Annotated in this window: 21 protein-coding genes; 8 read left to right on the top strand and 13 right to left on the bottom strand. The window is 68.3% G+C overall.

All coding sequences use genetic code 11. The features are described 5' to 3' along the window. Positions 1-1383 carry an FAD-binding oxidoreductase gene (locus AB8M46_RS04535; RefSeq protein WP_037341194.1) on the bottom strand — a complete coding sequence of 461 codons (1383 nt, stop codon included), beginning with the start codon at positions 1381-1383 and terminating at the stop codon, positions 1-3. Between the two features lie 188 nt (positions 1384-1571). On the opposite strand from AB8M46_RS04535, the gene AB8M46_RS04530 reads away from it, so the two are divergent. Further along, the gene (locus AB8M46_RS04530) at positions 1572-2363 is read left to right on the top strand and encodes a Calx-beta domain-containing protein (RefSeq protein WP_037341195.1); all 792 of its coding nucleotides are present in this window, start codon (positions 1572-1574) and stop codon (positions 2361-2363) included. On the opposite strand, the gene AB8M46_RS04525 is transcribed toward AB8M46_RS04530, so the two are convergent. Further along, the gene (locus AB8M46_RS04525; RefSeq protein WP_394360842.1) at positions 2347-5310 is read right to left on the bottom strand and encodes a BTAD domain-containing putative transcriptional regulator; all 2964 of its coding nucleotides are present in this window, start codon (positions 5308-5310) and stop codon (positions 2347-2349) included. The genes AB8M46_RS04530 and AB8M46_RS04525 overlap by 17 nt on opposite strands. A gap of 173 nt (positions 5311-5483) precedes the next feature. Between AB8M46_RS04525 and AB8M46_RS04520 the strand changes: the two genes are divergently transcribed. After that, positions 5484-6470, top strand: coding sequence for a hypothetical protein (locus AB8M46_RS04520; protein WP_037341198.1), 987 nt, complete (start codon positions 5484-5486; stop codon positions 6468-6470). Positions 6471-6530: 60 nt separating this feature from the next. Here AB8M46_RS04520 and AB8M46_RS04515 read toward each other — a convergent pair whose 3' ends face one another. Next, positions 6531-7028, bottom strand: coding sequence for a DUF3830 family protein (locus AB8M46_RS04515; protein ID WP_007033814.1), 498 nt, complete (start codon positions 7026-7028; stop codon positions 6531-6533). Next, entirely contained in the window at positions 7028-8278 is a 1251-nt protein-coding gene (locus AB8M46_RS04510) for an aspartate aminotransferase family protein (RefSeq protein ID WP_037341200.1), read from the bottom strand. Before AB8M46_RS04510 ends, AB8M46_RS04515 begins: the two co-directional genes overlap by 1 nt. Positions 8279-8366: 88 nt before the next feature. Between AB8M46_RS04510 and AB8M46_RS04505 the strand changes: the two genes are divergently transcribed. The 3 genes from AB8M46_RS04505 (at position 8367) to AB8M46_RS04495 (ending at position 11941) form a co-directional block, all read left to right on the top strand. Then, entirely contained in the window at positions 8367-9830 is a 1464-nt protein-coding gene (locus AB8M46_RS04505; RefSeq protein WP_037341201.1) for an NAD-dependent succinate-semialdehyde dehydrogenase, read from the top strand. After that, entirely contained in the window at positions 9827-10888 is a 1062-nt protein-coding gene (locus AB8M46_RS04500) for a tartrate dehydrogenase (RefSeq protein WP_394359623.1), read from the top strand. The genes AB8M46_RS04505 and AB8M46_RS04500 overlap by 4 nt, the downstream gene beginning before the upstream one ends. Positions 10889-11464: 576 nt before the next feature. Next, complete coding sequence (locus AB8M46_RS04495; protein WP_037341205.1) at positions 11465-11941, top strand: DUF4262 domain-containing protein; 477 nt, start codon at positions 11465-11467, stop codon at positions 11939-11941. 4 nt (positions 11942-11945) lie between these two features. On the opposite strand, the gene AB8M46_RS04490 is transcribed toward AB8M46_RS04495, so the two are convergent. From AB8M46_RS04490 to AB8M46_RS04480, 3 genes are read right to left on the bottom strand one after another with little or no spacing between them, the layout of a single operon-like run. Then, on the bottom strand, positions 11946-12638 hold the full coding sequence (locus AB8M46_RS04490) for a GntR family transcriptional regulator (RefSeq protein WP_350595924.1): 693 nt from the start codon (positions 12636-12638) through the stop codon (positions 11946-11948). Positions 12639-12641: 3 nt separating this feature from the next. Continuing rightward, the gene (locus tag AB8M46_RS04485; protein WP_394359622.1) at positions 12642-13412 is read right to left on the bottom strand and encodes a maleate cis-trans isomerase; all 771 of its coding nucleotides are present in this window, start codon (positions 13410-13412) and stop codon (positions 12642-12644) included. Between the two features lie 44 nt (positions 13413-13456). After that, the gene (locus tag AB8M46_RS04480; RefSeq protein ID WP_034309150.1) at positions 13457-14197 is read right to left on the bottom strand and encodes an Asp/Glu/hydantoin racemase; all 741 of its coding nucleotides are present in this window, start codon (positions 14195-14197) and stop codon (positions 13457-13459) included. A gap of 100 nt (positions 14198-14297) precedes the next feature. Here AB8M46_RS04480 and AB8M46_RS04475 point away from each other — a divergent pair, with 100 nt between their 5' ends. Together AB8M46_RS04475 and AB8M46_RS04470 are read left to right on the top strand one after the other, a co-directional pair. Then, positions 14298-15287 carry a D-2-hydroxyacid dehydrogenase gene (locus tag AB8M46_RS04475; RefSeq protein ID WP_394359621.1) on the top strand — a complete coding sequence of 330 codons (990 nt, stop codon included), beginning with the start codon at positions 14298-14300 and terminating at the stop codon, positions 15285-15287. Between the two features lie 8 nt (positions 15288-15295). Next, complete coding sequence (locus tag AB8M46_RS04470) at positions 15296-16672, top strand: amidase (RefSeq protein ID WP_378429006.1); 1377 nt, start codon at positions 15296-15298, stop codon at positions 16670-16672. Between the two features lie 48 nt (positions 16673-16720). On the opposite strand, the gene AB8M46_RS04465 is transcribed toward AB8M46_RS04470, so the two are convergent. After that, positions 16721-17941, bottom strand: a complete 1221-nt coding sequence (locus AB8M46_RS04465) for an MFS transporter (RefSeq protein ID WP_394359620.1) — start codon at positions 17939-17941, stop codon at positions 16721-16723. Beyond that, positions 17938-18456 carry a helix-turn-helix domain-containing protein gene (locus tag AB8M46_RS04460; RefSeq protein WP_394359619.1) on the bottom strand — a complete coding sequence of 173 codons (519 nt, stop codon included), beginning with the start codon at positions 18454-18456 and terminating at the stop codon, positions 17938-17940. The genes AB8M46_RS04465 and AB8M46_RS04460 overlap by 4 nt, the downstream gene beginning before the upstream one ends. Before the next feature lie 107 nt (positions 18457-18563). Between AB8M46_RS04460 and AB8M46_RS04455 the strand changes: the two genes are divergently transcribed. Beyond that, a complete protein-coding gene (locus tag AB8M46_RS04455; protein ID WP_394359618.1) occupies positions 18564-19538 on the top strand; it encodes an aldo/keto reductase in 975 nt (324 codons plus the stop codon). Here AB8M46_RS04455 and pqqB read toward each other — a convergent pair. Genes pqqB through pqqC form a run of 4 tightly spaced genes read right to left on the bottom strand, consistent with a single transcriptional unit; the run spans position 19535 to position 22420 of the window. After that, complete coding sequence (pqqB, locus tag AB8M46_RS04450) at positions 19535-20398, bottom strand: pyrroloquinoline quinone biosynthesis protein PqqB (RefSeq protein ID WP_394359617.1); 864 nt, start codon at positions 20396-20398, stop codon at positions 19535-19537. The two genes, AB8M46_RS04455 and pqqB, sit on opposite strands and share 4 nt — an antisense overlap. Further along, positions 20395-21474 (bottom strand): pyrroloquinoline quinone biosynthesis protein PqqE, encoded by a 1080-nt coding sequence (gene pqqE / locus AB8M46_RS04445; protein ID WP_200882734.1) that lies wholly within the window; start codon positions 21472-21474, stop codon positions 20395-20397. The genes pqqB and pqqE overlap by 4 nt, the downstream gene beginning before the upstream one ends. After that, positions 21465-21737, bottom strand: a complete 273-nt coding sequence (gene pqqD / locus AB8M46_RS04440) for a pyrroloquinoline quinone biosynthesis peptide chaperone PqqD (protein ID WP_394359616.1) — start codon at positions 21735-21737, stop codon at positions 21465-21467. Before pqqD ends, pqqE begins: the two co-directional genes overlap by 10 nt. Then, entirely contained in the window at positions 21734-22420 is a 687-nt protein-coding gene (gene pqqC, locus AB8M46_RS04435) for a pyrroloquinoline-quinone synthase PqqC (protein ID WP_394360841.1), read from the bottom strand. The genes pqqD and pqqC overlap by 4 nt, the downstream gene beginning before the upstream one ends. Positions 22421-22426 lie beyond the last annotated feature (6 nt).

Genomic DNA, 22426 nt, shown 5'->3' with positions numbered 1-22426 from the left:
TCAAGCCCTCTCAGCGAAAAGAACGCCGGGGTTGAGGATCCCGGCCGGGTCGAAGCTTTCCTTGATCCGGCGCATCAGCGCGATCTTCGCCGGGTCCTCCAGGTCGAGGAAGTAGCCTGCCTTGGCCCTCCCGAGGCCGTGTTCACCGGAGATCGCGCCGCCGAGTTCCATGCCCAGCGCGAAGATGTCGGTCAGCAGCTGCTTCCGCTTGTCCGTGTCCTTGCAGAAGATGGCGAGGTGGACGTTGCCGTCGCCGGCGTGTCCGCAGCCGAGCGCGCCCGCCTCGCGCGACATCGCCATTTCCCGCGCCTTGCGCAGGAACTCGGGCATGGCGGACCTCGGGACCACCACGTCGATGACGTCGTCGGCACCGGCCGCCTTGGCCGTCCAGAACGCCTTTTCCCGTGCCTCGATGAGCTTGCGTGCCGAAGGGCCTTCGAGCACGTACACGTCCATCGCGCCGAGGTCTCCCAGCAGCCCGCCGAGCTCCTCGACGTCGGAGTGCAGCCGGTCGCTGTCGCGGTTTTCCAGCGCCACCACCAGATAGGCCTGCGCGGTGTCGCGGATCGAGTCCGGGACGCCCAGGCTGAGTTTCTCGTTGTAGCTGATCGCGGCGAGCGTCAGGTTGTCGATGTACTCGAGGATGTGCGGCGCGAGCCCGCTGGAGATGATCTTCGGGACGACGGTCATCACCTCGTCGAAGGTCTCGAACGGGGCGAACACCGTGGCACCGTGCGGCAGGCGCGGATACAGCTTCACGATGACCTCGGTGGCGATCGCGAGGGTGCCTTCGGAGCCGATGATCAGCTGGGTCAGGTCGTAGCCCGTCGACACCTTCGAGGTCTTGCCGCCGGTCCGGATGATCTCGCCGGTCGGCAGTACGGCCTGCAGGCCCACGACGTTGTGCCGGGTGACGCCGTATTTGACCGCGCGCATGCCGCCCGCGTTCGTGCCGACGTTGCCACCGACACTCGCGCTCAGTTCCCCGGGATAGACGGTGTAGCCGAGTCCGGCCTCCGAGGTCTTTTCGTCCAAATCGGACAGTGTGACGCCGGGCTGGACGACGGCGACGTGGTTTTCGGTGTCGATCTCCAGTACGGCGTTCATCCGTTCGAAAGAGATCACCAGGCCGTCTTCGCGAGGTCGCGCACCACCCGACAGGCCGGTGCCCGACCCGCGCGCGGTGACCGGCACGCCGTGTTCGCTGGCCGCCTTAAGCAGCTCCGCGACCTCTTCGGCGCTTCCGGGTTTCGCCAGGTGGGCGGGCCTCTGCGCCGAGGTGGTCAAAGCCTCGTCGTGTGCGTAGTCCTCGGGGATCGCCTCGCCTGACAGCAAGTTCGCGTCCCCGACGATCTCGGCGAACCGTGCCGCAACATCGCCCATCGACTGCCCTTCCTCACGCTTCTTTGCCTGGTTACCGAAGCGTAGTACGTCGTGGGCGAGGATGGCCATGAATCATTTTCATGTTTGCTTCCGCTGGTCACAACCTCACGACAACCTCACTCGGATACCCATGTCGCAGCGGGCCGCGGCGGCCCGCCGGAAGGGGTGGACGCTCGATGGGATCAAGGATGAGGCGGATCGCGGCGCTGGGGGCGTCGTTCGCGATCGCGTTCGGGCTCGCGGTGCCGGCGGCAGAAGGCGCGGGAACGGGCTGCACCGCGCCCGTGGTGAACGTCAGTGGCGTCAGCCAGGCCGAGGGCACAAGCGCCGGCTACACCACCCTTCTCTTCACCGTTTCCCTCGCCGACGGCGGTTGCGCGCCGCAGGGCTCGGTCGAGTACCGGACGATCGAGGGCAACGGCTCGCCGGTCGATCCGGCGTTCGTCGCGAAGGAGAGCGTCGACTACCTGCCGCGTGCGGGCACGCTGACCTGGTCCGGGCGGGCGGACACGCAGACGGTCGCGGTCAAGGTCCGCGCCGATTCCTTCGTCGAGAACGACGAGATGTTCTCGCTGCGCCTGTACGGCGAGAAAGGCGTGCGGATCGGGCACAGCGTCGGCGTGGCCTGGGTGGCCGACGACGACAAGGTCAAGACCGTGCCGCTGGCCACCACGCAGGAAGGCGAGATCTGCTGGTCGCTCCCGCCCAACTTCGCGCAGGCCACCAGCTGCAAGGTGCCGCTCGTGCTCTCCCGGCCGTGGCTCGCGGGACCGCTCACGGTCCGCTACCGCACCGAAGGCTCCGCCCACGAGCCGGTGAAGGACGGTGTCGTCACCTTCGAGCGCGGTGAGACGAGGGGATACGCCGAACTCACGGTCCTGCCCGGGCAAACGGGGAAGGCGCGGGTCGAGTTCTTCGAGCCGTCGCAGGGCAGGCTCGTGTACGCGACCTCCACGGTGGTGATCAGCCCCGCCGGGTGACGAGATCGGCGTCGGCCGTCGCGTTCGCCCGCCGGTACAGCTCGATCGCTCGAGCCCAGTGGGCGGCCGCGGCGGCCGTGTCACCGCACCGTGTCTCCAGGTCGCCGAGGTCGCGGTGCAGATGAGCCTCCTCGTACGGATCCGGGACACCCGCCCGGACGGCGACGCCCCGCTCGAGGCTTTCCCTCGCCGACGCCAGATCGCCGAGCCCCAGGTGGGCGCGGCCGAGCCGGTCGAGGGCGGCCGCCTCGCTGTGCCGGTTCCCGACGTCCCGGCTGATCAGCAGCGCCTGGTCGAAGTCGTCCCGGGCGGCCCGGAAGTCCTTGCGGGCGAGGTGGACCTGGCCGGCGTGCAGCAGGGACTCCCACTCCTGCCAGCGGTCACCGATCGCCCTGGACGCGGCCAGCGCCTTGCCGAGGTGGTCCAGCGCGACGTCGTGATCGCCGAGTTCCTCGTAGGCCTCGCCGAGGGTGTCCAGGGTGGCCGCTTCCAGCCGTGCGTTGCCGAGTTCGCGGAACGTCTCCAGTGCGGCCGTCAGCGGGCTGAGACCGTCCATCGGCTGGCCCCGGCGAATGTAGGCGTGGCCGAGGTTGCGCTGGGACAAGGCACGCCCGAGCCGGTTGCCCACCGAGGTGCACCGCTCGACCGCGAGCCGGTACGCGGTGATCGCCTCGTCGAACCGGCGAAGCGCGGCGTAGGCGTTCGCGGTGTTGTTGTAGATGTGCCCTTCGCCTTCGAGATCGCCGGCCGCACGGGCGGCCTTCAACGCGCGGGCGTTGGTTTCGAGCGCGTCAGTGAGCCTGCGGGTCATGAAGTAAGCAGCGCCCAGCGCGCGCAGCATTTCCGCCTCCGCCAACGGATCGTCGAGCTCGGCGGCCGCCGCGGCCCCCTCGCGGCAGAGCCCGATCCGCTCGTTCCAGCCGCCCGTCGTGTCGTAGAAACTGGTGAGCAGATAGGTGAGCTGCCAGGCCGCGGTGTTGCGGCCGTGTTCGCGCGCGAAGCGCACTACGGGCAGCAGATTCGGGCGCTCGGCACTCAGGAACGCCAGCGCCGCACGTCTTTCCGCCGGGAACGGCCTTCCGGGTGCCGGGTGGCGCAAAGCCGGGACGACCAGATCGCGGTTCGGGTCGATGATCCGGTTCGCCTCGGCGGCGACGTGCAGATACCAGTCGATCAACCGGTCCGCGGCCTCGGCGCGGCTCGACGTCGTTTCGTCGGTGCGGGCGCACGCGACGGCGAACTCACGGATCAGATCGTGGAGGCGATAGCGATCCGTGCCCGCCGGGGTGATCAGATGCGCCGCGGAGAGTTCGGCGGCCGCCGCCCGGCCCGCGTCGGCGGGCACCCCGCACAGCGCGCCGCCGAGTGCCGCGCTGAACGATGTCCCGGGGTTCAGCCCGGACAGCCGGAACAACCGGGCCGGAGCATGCTCCAGTGGCAGGTACGCACTCGCGAGGACGGTTTTGACCGTCCGGGAATCCCCTTGCACCGCAAGGGTTTCCAGCCGTCCGGCGCCGGTCAGCTCATGGGTGAGTTCCGCGATCGGACGGCTCGGTTCGCCGGTCAGGCGCGCGGCGGCGATCCGCAACGCCAACGGCATCCCGTCGCACAGCCTGGCCAGTCGTGCGGCCTGCGCGGGTTCGCGAGCGACCCGGTCGGTGCCCAGCACCCGGGTGAGCAGTGTCATCGATTCCGGATCGGCCAGCGCGTCGAGGGCGAACACCCGGACGGCGTGCCTGCTGCCGAGCGCCGCCAGCGTCTGCCTGCTGGTGACGATCAGCATCGCCTTCGCCGTACCGGGGACGAGGGGGAGGATCTGGTCGACGCCGCCCGCGTTGTCGGCGACGATCACGCAACGCCTGCCGTGCAGCAGTGAGCGGTAGAGCGCCGCGCGTTCGGCCGTCGCGTCGGGCAGCCGGTCGTCAGGGAGACCGAGACCCCGCGACAGATGCGCGAGCGCGTCGCCCGGCGAGAGCGCCTCGTTCGGGTCGTGCCCGGCGAGATCGAGGAAGAGCTGACCATCGGGGAAACGGTCCGCGATGCGATGCGCCCACTGCACGGCGAGCGCGGACTTCCCCATTCCCGCCGCCCCGGAGATCACCACGACCGGCGGTTCGGCTTCGTCGAGGAGCTCGTCGAGTGAAGCGAGCTCCTGCTGCCGCCCGGTGAAGTGTCCGACCCGGGCGGGGAGTTGTGCGGGCGCGGTGCCGCGGGCGGGTGCGTCGAGTTCGGGCGCGCGGCGCAGGATCGAAGTGTGCAGTTCGACCAGTTCCGGTCCGGGATCGACACCGAACTCGTCCGCCAGCCCTCTGCGCACGGCCTGGAACGTCTCCAACGCCTCGGCATGTCTCCCGCAGCGATGCAGGGCGAGCATGTGCAGCGCGGCGAGCCGTTCGCGGTACGGCTGTTCGGCCCGGAGCCGCGGAAGTTCCCGGAGGACCTCTTCGTGTTCGCCGAGCCTGAGCTCGGCGTCCCAGAGTTCTTCCCAGGCGGACAGCCGTAATTCTTGGAGCCGTTCGACCTCGCGCAGGCCCCAGCCGTCGAGTCCGGCGTCCGCGAAGGCTTCGCCGCGCCAGAGCCGCAACGCCTCCCGCAACGCCGTCACCGCCTGACCGGGATTACTCCGCTTGGCGGCACGAAGTTCTTCCTCGAAGCGAAGAGCGTCGACAGAGGACGGTGCGACCGTCAGGACGTACCCGGGTTTGCGCGTCTGCAGGACCAGCGGGAACCCGCAGTCCTCCAATGCCTGCCGGATCCGTGCGACATGGCTGTGCAGGGTCTTCACCGCTGTGCGCGGCGGATCTTCACCCCAGAGCACGTCGACCAGCCGGGGGATCGGGACGACCGAACCCGCGTGCAGGGCGAGAACGCCGAGCACGGCTCGCTGGCGGGCGCCGTGCAACTCCGCCCGCCCGGTGGGGCCGATCGCTTCGACCGGGCCCAGCACCCGCAATTCCCCTGGCCCGGGCACCCTGCTCCCTCCGGCATCTGACCTCGGTGAGCGTATCCGGGCGAAGACCCACCGAAATCGGCCAATTAGGGCACACGATCTCGACAACCCCGCCACAACCGGCCTGACCGACGGTCAACGGGTCGAACGTTTCGCCCTAGGAGGGGAACATGATCAGCAGGAATCCGCGGCGCAGGCGAGCACTGCTCGCCTCGGCCATCTTGGCCGCCGCGACGCTGTTCGCGGGGGTCACACCGGCGGTGCAGGCCGCACCAGGGGACCGGAGCGACGTCTTCATCCGCGACAACACGTCCGATGTCGGGTTCGAACCCTCGACCGGTTCGCTCTACTCCAGCCCCGACATCCGGGTTTGCAAGGGATTGACTCCCTGCGCCACCGACCAGCCGGTCCACCAGGGAGAGAACGTCTACATCCATGTCACGTTGAACAACCCCGGCCCGTACGGGGACGGGCTCGAGAAGGGGACACTGCAGGTCTACTACACGAAACAAGGCACCGTGGCCCAATGGGCGAGCCAGTGGACCTACATCGGTTCGAAGACCGGCGTGTCCGTACCGTATGGCACCAAGACGGTCGCCATCCCGTGGACGGTCCCGTTCGGCTCGCACTTCTGCCTGCTGGCGCGGTGGCTTTCGCCGACCGACCTGCCGACCGAAGGCTTGAGCACGTCCACCAACGCCCGCAAGAACAACAACATCGGCTGGCACAACGTGAACGTCCTGCCGTTCAAGATCAAGGTCCCCGAGTACCGGCCGATCGTGTTCGGCTGGGACGGTCCCGACCCCACCGCGGTCGGCGACATCGTCTTCACCCAGCCGGGCAGGCCGTTCACCGGCCCGGGGCGGATCACCATCGATCTCGGTCCCGACCTCGCCGCACGCTGGCGGGCGGCCGGAGCGAAGGGTGAGGGTGTCGAACGGATCGGCGAGACCGAGCTGGCCATCGTGAACCCGCAGCGGGCCCGGATCAGCGGTCTGACATTCAAGTCCGGCGAACAGGTGGACGCCAGGCTGAGCTTCACCGCCGGAGCGGAGGCGGCAGGGGGACAGCAGTACACCGTCAACGTGACTCAGGTCGACCAGCGCGGCGAAGAGGTCGGTGGCGTCGAGTACCGGCTCTCCGAAGCGCGACAGTAAGCCAGGGAGGGGTGCCGGCCCGTGGGCGGTGAGGGTGGAAACCCGCACCGCCCACGGGTTTCACGCACGGGCGAACGAAAGCGTCTCGCCTTCGACACCGCGCAGCCACAGATCCTGCGCGGCTTCCGCCATTTCGGCCAGCCCTTCTTCGATCGTCGCGAACACGTTGCCGGGCACCCAGCCCGCGTCGCCGTTGATCAGCAGGTTGTTGCGGCCGTAGAAGATCGCGAGATCCGTCGCGCCCTGGTCACTGTGTGCCTCACTGCCCTCGTCGTAGCCGTACGCCGGGTTGCCGATCTCCCAAGCCTCGAACCCGAAGTACACGACATCCCCCGGAATCGGGGTCACGGTGGGGTTTTCGCGGCCCGGTTTCGGTTCGGCGAAGGGCGGAACGAGCGTGTAGACCTCGTTGCGCGCGTACTTCGCGTGGTAGGCCGAACCGCTCTGCGGCAACGCGTCCCACACCGCGCGGCAGGTCCGCGGGGCTTCGGCGTCGAGCAGCCGGGCGCGGCAGGACACCCCGCGCTTGTCCAGGGTGATCGTGATGTAGCGGGCCATCACTCGACCCCCGCCACGACGTCGCCCCAGATCCGCAGCGCCTCGTCGACCTGTTCGGAGTCGACGATCAGCGGCGGCACCATCCGGACGACGTTCATGTACGCCCCGCAGGTCAGCAGCAGCAACCCGTTGGAGGACGCGGCTTTCTGCGCCGCCTGGGCCTTCGCCGTGTCCGGCTCGCCGTCCGGCGTGGTGAATTCGGATCCGACCAGCAGCCCCAGCCCCCGTACGTCACCGATCGACGGCGACTTGTCCGCGATCACCCGCACGCCTTCCAGGAGCTGGCGTCCTCGTTCGGCGGCGTTCTCGACCAGACCTTCGCGCTGGATCACTTCGAGCGTGGCGATCGCCGCGGCGCAGGCCACCGCGTTGCCGCCGTAGGTGCCGCCCTGGGAACCGGGGAGCGCCTTCGCCATCAGCTCCTCCGACGCGGCGATGCCCGAGATCGGGAAGCCGCTCGCGAGCCCCTTCGCGATGAGCACGATGTCCGGGCGCACCCCGAAGTGCTCGTGTCCCCAGAACCGGCCCGTGCGGCCGAAGCCGGTCTGGATCTCGTCCATCACCAGCAGGATCCCGTGCTTGTCGGCGCGCTCCCGCAGCCCGGCGAGGAACTCGGGGTTCGCCGGGACGTACCCGCCCTCGCCGAGTACCGGTTCGATGAAGAACGCGGCCGTCTCGTTCGGTGCGCAGACCGTCGCGAACAGGTAGTCGAGCTCGCGCAGGGCGAACTTCGTCGCCGTCTCCTCGTCCCAGCCGTAGTGGAAGGCGTACGGGAAGGGCGCGACGTGCACCCCGGACATGAGCGGCGAGATCCCGGCGCTGAACCGGGTGCCCGACGTCGTCATCGTCGCCGCCGCGACGGTCCGGCCGTGGAACCCGCCCTGGAAGACGATGACGTTGGGCCGCTTGGTCGCTTGCCGCGACAGCCGGAGCGCCGCCTCGACCGCCTCACTGCCCGAGTTCGCGTAGAAGAGTGAATCCAGCCCCTCCGGCAGGACACCGCCCAGCTTCTCGGTCAGCTCCAGCATCGGCTTGTGCATGACCGTCGTGTACTGCCCGTGGATGAGTTTGCCGATCTGCTCCTGCGCCGCGCTCACCACGTGCGGGTGGCAGTGGCCGGTGCTGGTCACGCCGATACCGGCGGTGAAATCCAGGTGACGTTTGCCATCGGTGTCGTAGAGGTAAACCCCTTCACCGTGGTCGACCACGACCGGCGTTGCCTGTTTGAGCAGCGGTGATAGCTGGGCCATGGGCTGCGCTCCTAGGTCGGCTGAGCTGTTGTCGATTGTTGACAATATCCATAGCATGGCGTTCGGGACAACATGGAGGAGCGTTGGGATGAGCTCGATCAGTGAGGCCGGCGTGGTCACGTCGGTCGACAAGGAACTGTTCATCGGCGGCAAGTGGGTGCCCGCCGCCGACGGGAAGACCTTCCCCGTTCTCGACCCCTCGACAGGCGAAGCCCTGTGCGAGGTGGCCGACGCGTCACCGGCGGACGGTGTCAGCGCACTCGACGCGGCCGTCGCCGCGCAGGCCGACTGGGCGAACGTCGCCCCGCGTGAACGCGGTGAGATCTTGCGCCGCGCCTACGAACTGCTGATCAAGCGCGCCGACGAACTCGCGCTGCTGATGACCCTCGAGATGGGCAAGCCGCTCGCGGAGTCGAAGGGCGAGATCACCTACGCGGCCGAGTTCTTCCGCTGGTTCGCGGAGGAAGCCGTCCGGATCGACGGTGGCTACGCCGTCGCTCCCAACGGGACAGGCCGGTTCCTCGTGACCAAACAGCCGGTCGGCCCCTGTCTGCTGATCACGCCGTGGAACTTCCCCATGGCGATGGGCACCCGCAAGATCGGGCCCGCGGTCGCGGCAGGCTGCACGATGGTCATCAAGCCCGCTGCTCAGACCCCCCTTTCGATGTTGGCCCTCGCGGCCATCCTCGCCGAAGCGGGATTGCCGGAAGGCGTGCTGAACGTGCTGACGACGTCGGACTCCGGCGGCGTGATGGAGCCGTTGATCCGGGACGGTCGGGCCCGCAAGCTGTCCTTCACCGGCTCGACCGGCGTCGGCCGGAAACTGCTGGAACAGTGCGCGGACAAGGTGCTCCGCACCTCGATGGAACTCGGTGGCAACGCCCCCTTCCTCGTCTTCGAAGACGCAGACCTCGACGCGGCGGTCGAAGGCGCGATGACCGCGAAGATGCGCAACATCGGTGAGGCCTGCACGGCCGCGAACCGCTTCTACGTCCAGCGGGGCATCGTCGACGAGTTCTCCCGGCGCCTCACCGAGCGCATGGAGGCCCTGCCCATGGGGCGCGGCACCGAGGAGGGTGTCGTGGTCGGCCCCCTCATCGACGAAGCCGCCGTCGAGAAGGTCAGTGGCCTGGTCTCCGACGCCACCGAGCGAGGAGCGCGCGTCCTCACCGGTGGATCCACTGTGGACGGGCCGGGTAACTTCTATCAGGCCACGGTGCTCACCGACGTGCCCAAGGACGCCCGTCTAGCGTCGGAAGAGATCTTCGGGCCGGTCGCCCCGATCACCCCGTTCGACAGCGAGGACGAGGCCATCGCGGCGGCGAACGACACCGAATTCGGTCTCGTGTCCTATGTGTACACCTCCGATCTCAAGCGGGCATTGCGGGTTTCGGAACGGCTGGAGGCCGGCATGATCGGCCTCAACCAGGGGCTGGTTTCGAATCCGGCGGCGCCGTTCGGCGGGATCAAGCAATCCGGCCTCGGCCGCGAAGGTGGCACCGTCGGCATCGACGAGTTCCTCGAGACCAAGTACATCGCGGTGGCTCTGTGACTTCTTCGTATCGGATCGCGAGCATCCCCGGCGACGGGATCGGTGTCGACGTGACGGTCGAGGCCCGCAAGGTCCTCGACCGCGCGGCGGCGTCGCACGGCTTTTCCTTGTCATGGCAGGAGTTCGACTGGAGTTGTGAGCGGTACACCAAGACCGGCTCGATGATGCCGGACGACGGTATCGAGCAACTCTCCCGGTTCGACGGGATCTTTCTCGGTGCCGTCGGCTTTCCCGGCGTCCCGGATCATGTTTCCCTGTGGGGCCTCCTCATTCCGGTTCGGCGTGCGTTCGGTCAGTACGTCAATCTCCGGCCGGTCCGGCTGCTGCCGGGGACGACGTCGGCACTGGCCGGCCGGAGCGCCGACGAACTGGAGATGGTGATCGTCCGGGAGAACTCCGAGGGCGAGTACTCGGAGATCGGCGGCAGGCACAATCGCGGTCTGGGCAACGAGTTCGTCTTACAGGAATCCGTGTTCACGCGGGTGGGGGTGGAGCGGATCATCCGCTATGCCTTCGAACTGGCGAAGACGCGGACAGGGCGGGTCTGCTCGGCGACCAAATCCAACGGGCTCATTCACTCGATGCCGTTCTGGGACGAGATCTTCGCCGAGATCTCTTCGGAGTATCCGGACGTGCACGCCGAACAATGTCATGTCGACGCGCTCGCCGCGCGGATGGTGCAGGCGCCGGACCGGCTCGACGTCGTGGTCGCTTCCAATCTGTTCGGCGACATCCTGAGCGACCTGGCGGCGGCCGTGACGGGCGGGCTCGGGATGGCGCCTTCGGGCAATATCAATCCGACCGGTGAGCTCCCTTCCATGTTCGAGGCGGTGCACGGCAGCGCTCCCGACATCGCCGGACAGGGCATCGCGAATCCGGTGGCGCAGATCCTGGCGGGGGCGATGCTGCTCGAACATCTCGGGGAAACCGCTGCGGCACAAGATGTACGCGCAGCGGTGGAAAAGGTTCTCGAGGAGGGGACCGTGCAGACCCCTGACCTCGGTGGGAAGTCCACCACCGCCGAGCTCGGGTCCGCGGTGGTCGCCGCTCTATCTTGAACCATCCGACCGGTGACGTGTCAAGTCCCGGATGTCATGAATGGTCCATTCATGGTTTCGGCTAGTACGTGAAGGCCCCCTTCACTGCGTTAGGCGCAGTGAAGGGGGCCTTCGTGCCTTCGAGGTGCGGTGTTCCCAATGTCGTATTAGGGACGCTGAGCGTCTCTGATGCGGCATTGGGAACTTTTCTGGATGTGGAGTGAGCTGGATCGCCGGGGCAAGGGAGTGTTCTTTCGGGTGGATCGTTCACTGCGTCCCCGATGCGGCATGGTGAAAGGGCGGCCGACGTGTCGCGTGCCCACAGCTCGTCCGATGTCCCCAATGTGGCATTGGAGACGCTCAGTGTCCCCAATGCCACATTGGGGACACTGAGCCCCGCCGTGACACGTTTGCCCTGCCCTTAATCGAAGAAAGTTGTTTTCTCAGGCAAGAAAGCGTTGACACGAAAGGGAATCTCGGCGCGAACTCCGGCGTGAAAGCCCGTTCGTCGCACGCGCGCCGATCCGGGGCGCGAGTTTTTGTCGGTGCCCCGGTGCACAGTGTCGATCATCGGATTCGACGACTGGAGGAGTGCCGATGTGCTGGCATTGCGACAACCCCGGAAAGACCCGCGCCGACTACCTCACGGAGGAGGTCCGTCCGCTGATCCGGAAGTACGGCTGGATGGTGCAGACGGTCGAGCGCGGAATCGTGCAACCAGGCTTCGCGTATACGGTCGGGCTCACCGACGCCGGGCTTCCGGAACTGGTCGTCACCGGCCTGAGAGAACGAAGATCGGGTCAGCTGCTGAACTATTTCGCCCAGCAGGTGGTCCGGTCGGGGCCGCCGGAGCCGGGCGAGGTGCTGCCCGCGGAGGTGGGCTGGCCGTCATTGGAGGTCGTCCCGCTCAGTTCGCCGTCGGCGCATCTGCTCACCGCCGTCCTGCTGTACGGCGAGGACTTCCGTGCCCTGCAACTGGTCTACGAGGACGAGCACGGAAATTGGCCGTGGGACAGGGAGTTCCGTGGCGGGACCGGTGGGCAGCCGGTGCTGGGGGCGCGGGGCCGTGGCTGAATCCCTAAGGCACCGCGGGAGCTTCGCCCTCCCGCAGGCTGGTTCCCGGTGCCAGTCGCTGGACGGCGTCCTCCATATGGGCTTCCAGCAGCGAAAGCGCGGTCTCTTCGTCGCCCGCCCGCAGGGCCTCGATGATCCTGGTGTGCTCGGTGACCCGTTCTTCGACCCGCTGATAGGTACCCTGCAGAGCGGTGAGGCACATCCGGGTCTCGATCAGCAGCGTCCGCGCCATGCGCACGAGCCGTTTGCTGCCGGAGGCGGCGATCAGCGCCTCGTGGAACCGGAGATCCGCCCAGGAGAGCGCGGTCGGGTCGTCGTCGTCCGCGGCGGTGGCCATGGCGCGGACGGCCTCTTCGAGTTCGGTGGCGACCCGTTCCCGGTCCCCGCGCAAGGCGCGCAGCATCGCGGCGCGTTCGATGGCCGAGCGTGCCGAGTAGATGTCGTAGACGTCGCCGGGTTCGAGGTCGATCACGAACAGCCCGCGGTGGCGCTCGCTGCGCAGGAGCCCCTCGGAGACGAGGTGCTGCATCGCCTCGCGCAGCGGCCCCCGCGAAACCTGGAACCGGGAGGCCAGATCCGTTTCACCGAGCTGGGTGCCGGGAGGGAGGGCGCCGGTCATGATCGCGTCCCGCAGCTGGCGCGCGATGATCCCGGCGGTCGACTCCCGGCTGACCGGCTCGATTTCCGGCAAGGACATGGTTCAGCTGCTCCTCAGTCCGAACAGGGTGCCCAAGGTGCGGACGAGCGGGGCCTTGCCGGTGAGTCGAAGGCCCTCCCAGACGGTGACCTGGTTGGCGGTCAGCACCGGCTTGCGGAGCCTGGTTTCGAGCGTGTTGATCTCGCCGAGTGTCCGCATAGCGGTGTCGGGAACGAGCAGCGCGTCGGCGGCCGGGTGGTCGCGGCTCACCGCGAGTTCGACGACGGCTTCCGGGGCGAGTTCGCCGACCTCGGCGGCGGTGTCGATGTCCGCGCTGCCCATCGAGACCACTTCGATCCCGCCCGCGCCGAGGAATTCGACGAACAGGCGGGCGATGTCGTCGGGGTAGCTGGCGGCGACCGCGACCCGCCGGACGCCGAGGGCCTGTGCGGCGTTGACGAAGGCGAAGGAGGTGCTCGACGCCGGGACACCGGCGACGGCGGCCAGCCGGTCGGCCTGGTCGCGGGCGCCTTCCCAGCCGTAGACGAAACTGCCGCTCGTGCACGCCCAGACCACCGCGTCCGGTTCGTGTTTGGCCAGCAGCGCGGCGCCGTCGGCGAGCCGGCTTTCGCTGCCGAGGTCCAGGAGCTCGGGCACGGCGTGCAGATCGGTCCCGTAGATGTGCTCGACCGGCAGTTTGATCCCGGCCATGTCCCCGCCGAGGAGCTGTTCCGCGAGCGGGTAGTCGTCTTCGGCCGCGTGATCGGGGTAGATGAACCCGATGGTGGTCGTCTCGGACGGCGGCTCGGGTGGGGCGAACGGCGTGATGGGCACGGAACCTCCGGAGGGCAGATTGTCGACAATCGTAAGGGAAGAGGTCAGTCGACCTCCCGGAGCCACTTGCCGGGCCCGACGATCGGCAGGTTCATCCGCCGGAGGCAGGCCCACATCGTGAGCTGATTCGCGGTGAGGACCGGTTTGCCGAGCGCGCTTTCGAGTGGCTCGATCAGATCGTAGGTGGGGAGGTTGGTGCAGCTGACGAAGATGGCGTCGGCGTCGGCGTGGTCGGCGGCGAGGATGCGTTCGGCGATGGTCCGGTAGCTGACCTTCCAGATGCCGCCGCCCAGGCCGAGATGGTCGCTCGAAACGGTGCGGACGCCGAGTTCGGCCAGGAAGTCGTGCAGCTTCCCGGTCAGGTCGCCGTCGTAGGGCGTCAGCACCGAGACGCGGTGGAGGTCGAGCTGATGCAAGACCTCCGCCAGCGCTCCGGACGTGGTGACGGCGTCCGTCGCGCCCGCGTCGCAGATCGCCTTGGTCAGAGAACGTTCGTAGTCCACACCGTTGACGAAACTGCCGGAGGTGCACAGATAGGCGACGACTTCGGGCTCCACGTGGAGCACGTCCCTCGTGGCCGCGGCGAGATGCCTGCTGTCGCTGACGAGCTGGGCCATCTCCATGCTGACGGGCACCGGCTCGTACGGTGTGCGCGCCAGATGGAGGGAGACCTCCATGGGCACCCAGCGCCACAGCTCGCGTTCCAGGGCGAGGTCGAAGGGGGCGATCACGCCGATACCGCGCTGCGCCAACGGGCCTTCGAACTCCAGTAAGTCGAAATCCAAGTCTCAGCCTCCGGAAAGCTTCTGCTGTCACAGGTCCGGTGCTCCGGGGGTCGTTCCTCGGATTGTTGACAATCATACGAGCCACTTTTACGGTGTCAACGTGATCGCCTCGGAGACCCCTGTGCTGGCGGTGCTCTGCGGAGACACGCGCCCACCGGACATGCGCGCTATCGAAGCCGAAGCGGTGGTTCGTTACACCGACGCGGCCGGGTTGGCCGACGCGTTATCCGGCGCCGACGCGTTCTTCGTCTACGACTTCCTGTCCACCGCCGTCCCGGGCGCGTGGCACGCGGCCGACCGGCTGCGCTGGCTGCACATCGCCAGCGCGGGCGTCGACCCGGTGCTCTTCCCGGGGCTGCAGGAGAGCGACGTCGTGCTCACCAATTCGCGTGGGGTGTTCGACGGGGCGATAGCCGAGCACGTGCTCGGTGTCGTCCTCGCGTTCGCCAAGGATTTCGCCCGGTCGTGGGATCTGCAGAAGCAGCGGCAGTGGAAGCATCGGGAGAGTGAGCGGATCGCCGACCGTCGCGTCCTGGTGGTCGGCACCGGGCCGATCGGCCGGTCGATCGCGCGGATGCTGCGGGCGGCCGGGATGTCGGTGGCGGGTGTCGGACGCCGTCCTCGTGAGGGCGATCCCGACTTCGGCGACGTGTACGCGTCTTCGGAGCTGTCTCGTCATCTTCCCGGGGCGGACTACGTCGTCGCGGTCGCGCCGCTGACCGAGCAGACCAAGGGCATGTTCGACGCGGAGGCCTTCGCCGCGATGAAACCCGGCTCCCGGTTCGTCAACGTCGGCCGCGGTGAACTGGTCGTCACCTCGGATCTGACCGCCGCGCTGCGGGACGGGCCGCTCGGCGGTGCGGCGCTCGACGTCTTCGACACCGAGCCGCTCCCCGTCGACAGTCCTTTGTGGACTATGGAGAACGTGCTGATCTCGCCGCATATGTCGGGTGACTTCGTCGGCTGGCGTAATACTCTGGTAGAGGTGTTCGCGGACAACTTCCGTCGCTGGCGCGCGGGGGAGCCACTGCGCAACGTCGTGGACAAGCAGCTCGGATACGTGCCGTCGGAGACGCTTCGCCAAGGTTAGGGGCCGGATTGAACGACACCAAGTTGACCGCGAGTGAGCTCGTCGCCGCGTATGCCACCGGAGAGCTGTCGCCGGTCGAGGCCACCCAGAACGCGTTGCGTGTCATCGAGGAACGCGACGGTGAGACCAACGCCTTCTGTCTGGTCGACGCCGACGGGGCGCTCGAACAGGCGAAAGCGTCCGAGGTTCGGTGGCGGGACGGTAATCCGATCGGCTGGCTCGACGGTGTCCCGGCCTCGATCAAGGACATGTTCCTGACGCAGGGCTGGCCGACGCTGCGCGGTTCGCGCTGCATCGACCCCGACCAGCCGTGGGAAGTCGACAGCCCGGTCACCGCGCGACTGCGCGAGAACGGCTTGGTACTGCTGGGAAAGACCACGACGCCGGAACTGGCGTGGAAGGGCGTCACCGACAACACGCTGACCGGGATCACCCGCAACCCGGTCGACCCGTCGACGACGGCGGGCGGCTCCAGCGGGGGCAGCGCCGCGGCCGTCGCGGCGGGGATGGGCGAGCTTTCCGTCGGCACCGACGGTGGCGGCTCGATCCGGATTCCGGCTTCGTTCTGCGGAATCGTCGGTCTCAAACCGACACACGGCCGGATCCCGCTGTTCCCGGCGAGCCCGTTCGGGCCGCTCTCGCACGCCGGCCCGATGGCGCGTTCGGTGGACGACACGGCGCTGCTCCTCGACGTGCTCGCGATGCCCGACTACCGCGACCCGGCCGCGCTCGCCCCGCCGGTCTCGACCTACCGCGAGGCCGTCCGCCGCGACGTGCGCGGCCTGATCGCCGCGTACTCGCCGACGCTCGGCTATGTCGACGTCGATCCGGAGGTCGCGGAGATCGTCAAGTCGGCGGTCCAGTCGCTCGGGGACGCGGGCCTGCACATCGAAGAGGCCGATCCCGGTTTCACGGATCCCAAGCCCGCCTTCGACATCCTGTGGTCGACGGGGGCGGCCAAGTGGCTGGACACCTTCCCCGCCGGTTCGGAGACCAAGGTCGACCCCGGGCTGCGGAAGGTCTGGGAGCTCGGCAAGACCTTCTCGGCGAGCGACTACCTCGGCGCCAACGCCGAGCGGGCCGCGCTGGGCATCCTGATGGGCGAGTTCCACACGCGCTACGACGTGCTGATCACGCCGACGCTGCCGATCCCCGCCTTCGAAGCCGGACACGAGGTGCCGCCGGGCAGCGGGCTGAGCGGCTGGCCGGACTGGACGCCGTTCACCTACCCGTTCAACATGACCCAGCAGCCCGCCATCAGCGTGCCGGCCGGCCGCACCTCCAGCGGCCTCCCGGTCGGCCTGCAGATCGTCGGCCCTCGGCACTCCGACGACCTGGTGCTCGCGGTCGCGAAGCTCCTCGAGGAGGTCCGTCCCTGGCCGTGACCTGCGGAAAGGGAGCAAGGGACCTTTGCTACCACTTTCGCGGGGCGGTCAGGGCAGGGCGGCGTGGGTCTTCCGGACCAGTCCGCGCACCTGGCCGCTGCACAGGGCGAGACAGGTGGCGGCCACGACCAGGGCGGCGCACGCGAGCAGGGTCGTGCCGACCCCGAAGTGCTGCGCGGCCGGTCCGGCCGCCATCTGGCCGAGCGGCAGGGCGATGAAGGAACCGAGCATGTCGTAGGAGTAGACGCGCGCGAGCTTGTCCTCGGGCACGTTCTCCTGCAGCGATACGTCCCACGCGACCACGAACTGCTCGATCGCCAGGCCGGAGACGAACATGGCCGCGAGCAGCAACGGGAGCAAGGGCGCCTGGCCCAGGAGGATCAGGGGCGGCGCTTCGAAGAGGATCACCGCGACCCCGACGAACAGCGCGCGCCGCGGCTGCCATCGGGCCACGAGGATTCCGCCGACGAGTGAGCCGATCGTCTGCGTGGCGAGGGCGAAACCCCAGCCGGAGCGTCCGAAGCTGCTGTCGGCGACGACGGGGCCGAGCACCGCGATCCCGCCGGCGATGACGGCGTTCACCACCATGAACTGCACGACCACGACCCACACCCACGTCCGTGACCGGAATTCGCGCCAGCCTTCGGCGAGTTCCGCTAGCGGGCGGCTGCCGGGGACGCGTTCCCGGCGGTCGAGGCGGATGCGCCGGTAGGACAGGGCGGAGCCCAGGAACAGGAGCGCGTTGCCGCCGAGCGCCCAGCCGGGGCCGACCGCGGTGACCAGGATGCCGCCGAGTCCGGCGCCGGCGATCCGGCCGGAGTTCGACAGCAGCCTGGCCAGCGCGTTCGCCTGCGCGAGCTGGGTGGCGGGCACCGTCAACGGGGTGAGCGACGCCGAGGCGGGGGCCGAGATCGCGGCCACCGCGCCGTTGACCACGCTCAGGCCGACCAGCAGCGGGATCGACGCGAATCCACAAAGGACGCTCGCGGCGATGACGGCCTGGGTCAGGGTGGCGGCGACTTCGGTGCCTTGCAGGATCACCGAACGCGGCAGCCGGTCCGCGAGCACCCCGCCGAACAGCAGCAGGACCACGCTCGCCACCGAGCGGGCGCCGACGACGATGCCGATGTCGACGGCGGAACCGGTCAGGTCGATCACGGCGAACGCGAGCGCGAGCGGGGCGACGGCGTTGCCGAACTCCCCGAACGTGCGGCCGCCGATCAGCCAGCGGAAGTTGTGCTGGCGCAACGGTTCGCGCAGGGACGTCACGGACGCCTCATCTCGAACATCGCGACCGTCGCGCTGACCGGGATCGTGCCCCGGGTACGGGGCGGTTTCGCGGCCGAGTGCAGCAGATCGCTCAGTTCGCGAGCGTGTTCGAGCGCCTTCTCCCAGGTCTCGCGGTCGACCCACATCTCCGCGTCGCTGATCGACCCGCGTTCGTCCGGCAACCGGAATTCGCTGCGGCGCTTGAGTTCTTCGACCATCGCCGCGATGAGCAGCTGTTCCTCGTCCGGGTTCTTCGAGGTGAACCGCATGCCGGACTCCGGGTCGTGGCGGTAGCGTTTCGCCAGCCCGCCCCGGATCCGGACCTCCTCGGCGACGTCGAGCAGCCCGGCCTCGTGCAGCCGTCGCAGGTGATAGCTGACATTCGCTTGGGTCTCACCGAGTTCGCGCGCAGCTTCGGCCGCGCTCATCGCGACACCGGTCAAAAGCGACAGAATGCGCAGCCGCACGGGATGGGCCAGGACGCGCAGCCCATCGAGGCTGGGGGACTCGGACATGCCACGAGTATCGACTGCCGGGACGACAACCGTCAAACAGTTATTTGGGGGTTTCGTTGGCCGGGAGAACCGGTGCGGTGATCCGATGTCTGTGCTCTGCTGGAGTCATGCGTACGACGACATTGGGCAGGAGCGGTCTCGAGGTGTCGAGGATCGCCTTCGGCACCTGGCAGCTCGGTGGGGACTGGGGTTCGTTCGACGAGGACACGGCGATCGCCGCGATCCACCACGCCCGCGAACTCGGGGTCAACCTCTTCGACACCGCGCAGGCCTACGGTTTCGGGAAGTCCGAAGCCATGCTGGGCAAGGCGCTGCGCGAGGAACTCAAGCGCGACCGCGACAGCCTCGTCATCGCCACGAAGGGCGGCATCAAGCCGCGCTCCGAACGGCCACGCGACTCCCGGCGCGAGTGGCTGACGCAAGGCATCGAGGACAGTCTTCGCTTCCTCGACGTGGACCACATCGATCTCTATCAGATCCACTGGCCCGACTCCGACGCCCCGGCCGAGGAGACCGCGGGGATCCTGCAGGAGTTCGTCGACGCCGGGAAGATCCGGCATGTCGGCGTCTCGAACTACGACACCGCAGGGCTGGCCGCCTTCGACAAGACCCGTCCGGTGGAAACCCTGCAGCCGCCGTATCACCTGTTCCGCCGCGACATCGAGACCGATCCTCTGCCGTACGCGCGGGAGAACGACATCGGCGTCCTCGTGTACAGCCCGCTAGGCAGCGGCCTGCTGACCGGAGCCTTCACGCCCGAGACGACGTTCGAGAAGACCGACTGGCGGTCCCGGTCGTCGGCGTTCACCGGGGACACCTTCCTGCGCAACCTCGCCGTGGTCGACAGGCTCAAGGAATTCGCCGCGGGCAAGGGGATCTCGGTCAGCCAGCTCGCGATCGCGTGGACGCTCGCCCAGCCGGGCGTACACGTCGCGATCGTGGGCGCGCGCAAGGCGGCCAACATCGAGGCCAGCCTCGCCGCCGCCGACATCGACCTGACCGCGGACGAGCTCGCGGAGATCGATCGGCTCACCGCCGACGCCGTTCCCGTTTCGGGCGCGAGTCCCGAAGGTGTCGCCTAGAGCTTGAATTCCGTACCGTCCAACGGAAAGGAGGCGCCGCCGGCCAGTACGGCGGCGTGCTCCGGCGAGTCCGGGTCGATCACCGGGTTCGTGTTGTTCAGATGCGTGTACACCCACCGTGGGCCTGGCCGGAGCTTCGCGAGACTGCCGGTGATCGGCAGATGCCCCATCGCCAGCTGAGCGCCGTCGCCGACCTCGGCCGCGGTGGCGCCCGACATCTCGTCCGGCGCGTAGAAGGTTCCGTCCAGCAACACCAGGCCCGCGTCGCGGGTGAAGTCGTCGAACCCGTCCGGCCAGCTCTTCAGGCAAGGCGCGTAGACGAAGACGCCGCCGGTCTGGACGTCTTCGATCCGGTACGCCACCACCCACGGCCCGTCCTCAGTGGACGAACGGGCGTACTTCGGCCGCTTGTCGCTCACGGGAAGCATGCTCACGCGGAGACCGTCGATGGAGACATCCGACGACGGCAGCCACTGCCAGCCACCGTAGCCGTCGATGATCGCCCGCGCCGGAAACTGTTCGGACAAGGCGCCCATAACGGCGTCCGGCGCCCATACGGGAAGTCCGCCCGCTTCCCGCAACAGGAGCAGGCCGAGTGAATGGTCGAGTTCGGCGTCGGTCAGCAGCACCCCGCGCAGCGGGATCTCCCGTGGTCCCGGCCCGGCGCGCAAGGGCGGCGTGGCGAGGATCTGCGCACGGATGTCCGGTGACACGTTGAGCAGGTACCAGCCCTCGCCGTCCGCGCTCACCGCGACACAGTCCTGGGTCCGCGGCGGCGCGTCCGAGACGCACAGCGCGCAGGCGCAGTTCCACTGCGGGAAACCACCGCCCGCCGCGGTGCCGAGCAGGATCACCCTCATCGCGGCGCCCGCATCACGAGTTCGTCCGTTTTCGCTTGCGTGGACAGAATGAGGTCGACGACGCCGCGGTGCGGTGAACGTGAGCACACCGGGTCCGTCGCGGCGGCGTCACCGGTGAGCTGGAACGCCTGACACCGGCAGCCGCCGAAGTCGATCGCGCGCCGCTCGCACGTGCCGCAGGTGTCCGGCATCCAGTCCTCGCCGCGGTAAGCGTTGAAGGAAGCGGATTCGTACCAGATCCAGGCCAGCGGCTTGTCCCGCACGTTGTCGAATTCCAGGGTCTCGATCGCCGTCGACGCGGGACACGGCAGCACGTTGCCGTCGGGCGCCACCGTCAGTTGCCGTGCGCCCCAGCCGTACATGCACGGCTTCGGGTACTGCTCGTAGTAGTCGGCGACGACGTAGATGATCTCCATCCGGCCGCGCAGCCGTTCGGTGGCCGCGCGCACGATCGGTTCGGCCTCGTCGAGTTGCCGCCGGGTCGGCATCAGGGCGTCGCGGTTGCGCAGGGCCCAGCCGTAGTACTGCGTATTGGCCAGTTCGAGCCGGTCCGCACCCATTTCCTCGGCGAGGTCGATGATCCCGGCGAGCTGGTCGTGGTTCTGCCGGTGCAGCACGACGTTGACCGAAAGCGGCAGCCCGGCCTTCTTGATCAGTTCGGCGGCGACCAGTTTCCGGTCATGGGCCCGCGCCCCGGCGAGCCGGTCCGCGCGGTCGGCGGTCGCGCCCTGGACGGAGAGCTGGACATGCGCGATGCCGCGTTCGACGAGATCGTCCAATCTGGACTCCGTCAGGCCGAGCCCGGACGTCACCAGGTTGACGTAGCACCCCAGTTTCGTGGCGTGCTCGACCAGGATGGGCAGATCCGGCCTGGCGAGCGGCTCGCCGCCGGACATGTGCACCTGGAGCACGCCGAGTTCCCGTGCCTGCGAGAGCACGGAAATCCATTCCTCTGTGGACAGTTCGCCGTCACGCGCGATCAGCTCCACCGGATTCGAGCAATACGGGCAATGCAGCGGGCAGCGATGGGTCAGCTCGGCCAGCATGCCCAGCGGTGCCGCGGTGTTCAGGTCCATTCGACGATCCGCCGATCTCCCAGCCGGGACAGGACGTCCAGGATTTCTTCCTCGCGAACACCGGCGTAGCGCTCGCGCAACGCCGAGGCGATCCCCGCGACGTCTTCGACGCCGTCACAAAGGGAAAGTACGGCCGCCGCCGTGGCGTTCGGGACGAGCACGCCTTCGGGGAACAGGAGGACGTGCGTTTCCCTGGTCTGGTCGTAGCTCAGCCGGACTCCGCGCCGCAGCCGCGGTACCGAGGCCCTTTCGAGGATGGTCATGGCTGCTCCTTGGCCGCCGCGCGCTCGATGGCGTCGAGCATCGACCACAGCACGTCGGTTTTGAACGACAGCGCGGCGATCGCCTTCTCCTGCTGCTCACGGGTGACGGCGTGCCGCACCACGATGTCGAGCGTTCCCTTGCCCTCGCCGGAGACCTTGTCGATGCGATTGGTGAAGTAGGCGAGGTCTTCCGGGGCGATCCACGAATAGTTCGCCAGCATGTCGGCGACCCGCCGCTGCATGAGATGGCCGGCGAACATTTCGGTCAGCCCCGAAGCGACCGCTTCGAGCCAAGGTTTCGTGCGGGCGAAGGTCACGTAGGCGTCGACGGCGAACCGTACGCCGGGCGCGACGTGCCGCTGATCGAGAACCTCTTCGCGGTCGAGCCCGACCGCGGTGCACAAACGGAGCCATCGCTCGATTCCGCCGTCCCCGGCCCGCGTCCCGTCGTGGTAGACGATGCGGTCGAGCCATTCACGCCGGATCTCCGGCAGCGGGCAGTTGCTGATGATGGCCGCGTCCTTCTGCGGGAGCACGCATTGGTAGTACCAGCGGTTCGCGGCCCAGATCTTCAGCTCGTACTCGGACAGGTCGCCTTCGTGCATCCGCACGTGGAACGGATGCGTTCCCCAGTAGCGATGCGAAAGCCCGCGCAGAGCCGCGATGAACTCCGACGACGACATGACGGA

This window comes from Amycolatopsis sp. SB7-3 (assembly GCF_041021335.1).
Taxonomy (GTDB): Bacteria; Actinomycetota; Actinomycetes; order Mycobacteriales; family Pseudonocardiaceae; genus Amycolatopsis; species Amycolatopsis japonica.
Note: the sequence above shows the minus strand (reverse complement) of the source record. Positions and strands in the feature narration are given on the sequence as shown.

What these genes read in the sequence shown, in the direction of transcription:
- AB8M46_RS04535 (WP_037341194.1), bottom strand. Translation starts at nt 1,383, where the DNA reads ATGGGCGATGTTGCGGCACGGTTCGCCGAGATCGTCGGGGACGCGAAC.
- AB8M46_RS04530 (WP_037341195.1), top strand. Translation starts at nt 1,572, where the DNA reads ATGAGGCGGATCGCGGCGCTGGGGGCGTCGTTCGCGATCGCGTTCGGG.
- AB8M46_RS04520 (WP_037341198.1), top strand. Translation starts at nt 5,484, where the DNA reads ATGATCAGCAGGAATCCGCGGCGCAGGCGAGCACTGCTCGCCTCGGCC.
- AB8M46_RS04515 (WP_007033814.1), bottom strand. Translation starts at nt 7,028, where the DNA reads ATGGCCCGCTACATCACGATCACCCTGGACAAGCGCGGGGTGTCCTGC.
- AB8M46_RS04510 (WP_037341200.1), bottom strand. Translation starts at nt 8,278, where the DNA reads ATGGCCCAGCTATCACCGCTGCTCAAACAGGCAACGCCGGTCGTGGTC.
- AB8M46_RS04505 (WP_037341201.1), top strand. Translation starts at nt 8,367, where the DNA reads ATGAGCTCGATCAGTGAGGCCGGCGTGGTCACGTCGGTCGACAAGGAA.
- AB8M46_RS04495 (WP_037341205.1), top strand. Translation starts at nt 11,465, where the DNA reads ATGTGCTGGCATTGCGACAACCCCGGAAAGACCCGCGCCGACTACCTC.
- AB8M46_RS04490 (WP_350595924.1), bottom strand. Translation starts at nt 12,638, where the DNA reads ATGTCCTTGCCGGAAATCGAGCCGGTCAGCCGGGAGTCGACCGCCGGG.
- AB8M46_RS04460 (WP_394359619.1), bottom strand. Translation starts at nt 18,456, where the DNA reads ATGTCCGAGTCCCCCAGCCTCGATGGGCTGCGCGTCCTGGCCCATCCC.
- AB8M46_RS04455 (WP_394359618.1), top strand. Translation starts at nt 18,564, where the DNA reads ATGCGTACGACGACATTGGGCAGGAGCGGTCTCGAGGTGTCGAGGATC.
- pqqB (WP_394359617.1), bottom strand. Translation starts at nt 20,398, where the DNA reads ATGAGGGTGATCCTGCTCGGCACCGCGGCGGGCGGTGGTTTCCCGCAG.
- pqqE (WP_200882734.1), bottom strand. Translation starts at nt 21,474, where the DNA reads ATGGACCTGAACACCGCGGCACCGCTGGGCATGCTGGCCGAGCTGACC.
- pqqD (WP_394359616.1), bottom strand. Translation starts at nt 21,737, where the DNA reads ATGACCATCCTCGAAAGGGCCTCGGTACCGCGGCTGCGGCGCGGAGTC.
- pqqC (WP_394360841.1), bottom strand. Translation starts at nt 22,420, where the DNA reads ATGTCGTCGTCGGAGTTCATCGCGGCTCTGCGCGGGCTTTCGCATCGC.